The organism is Bacillus sp. LR--39 (assembly GCF_053613335.1).
The window spans coordinates 1-810 of the sequence record NZ_JBSIOT010000661.1 but is presented as its reverse complement, the minus strand read 5'-3'; the positions used below and the strand labels follow the sequence as shown (position 1 = coordinate 810).

Genomic DNA, 810 nt, shown 5'->3' with positions numbered 1-810 from the left:
GAGAGCCGTTTCCAGACGGGGAATCAGAGACTGGCGGTTCACCTGCTTCTTCTGCGCTTTTAGAAGTTTGGACCACCCAATTGGCTACATAAGCAGTTTGCCCGTTATCAAGCTTTATTTCATACCAGCTTCCCTTTGAACCGGTAATGGTGTATGAATCTCCTTTGGCAGCGCGCTCAACGATCGAAGCTGATGTTGACGCATCACTTCTTAGATTCGTTCCTCCGTACATAATATAGGCTTTTTTAGCGGAGGATGAACTGCCGGCATTTGCTGAATCATCAGCTGGAACAGAACTAGTCAAAAGGTAATGGCTTGCAACCCAGCCTTTTAGCCCGTTCACCTCAATGTGAGCCCAGCCATTTTTCTCGTTGAGAACCGTCAGTTTCGTTCCGCGATCAAGTTTTGTTATAATTGCCGCGTCATGTGAGGCGGAGGCTCTTACATTTAGCGAAGAAACACCGACTGTGCCCGTCGTTGACGCACCGGAATCCTCGGTTTGGTCACTCTCATCAGACGCTGAACTGCTGCCTCCTGATGTGACATATTCAGATGATACCCATCCGGTGGCACTTTGATAGGATATCTTGATCCAGCCCGAATCTTTATCAATGACAGATGCTTGGCTGCCTTGCGGGAATTTGCCGATGACTTCGTAGGAAGTGCCCGGGCCGCTTCTTATCCGCAGATCGGGGTCTGTTGATGTCACAGTGTCACTGCTTCCTGAGGAGCTTGTGCTGGCCTGGTCTTCCTTTGTAATAAGCCAGGAGACTACCCAGCCCTTTTCTCCGGAACCAAGCTGTATCTGCA

1 protein-coding gene is annotated in these 810 nt (G+C 49.8%); it reads right to left on the bottom strand.

Going from position 1 to position 810, the window contains the following annotated elements; all coding sequences use genetic code 11:
* On the bottom strand, nucleotides 1-810 hold an 810-nt coding region (locus ACWHAR_RS25655; RefSeq protein ID WP_452088255.1), incomplete at both ends, for an SH3 domain-containing protein.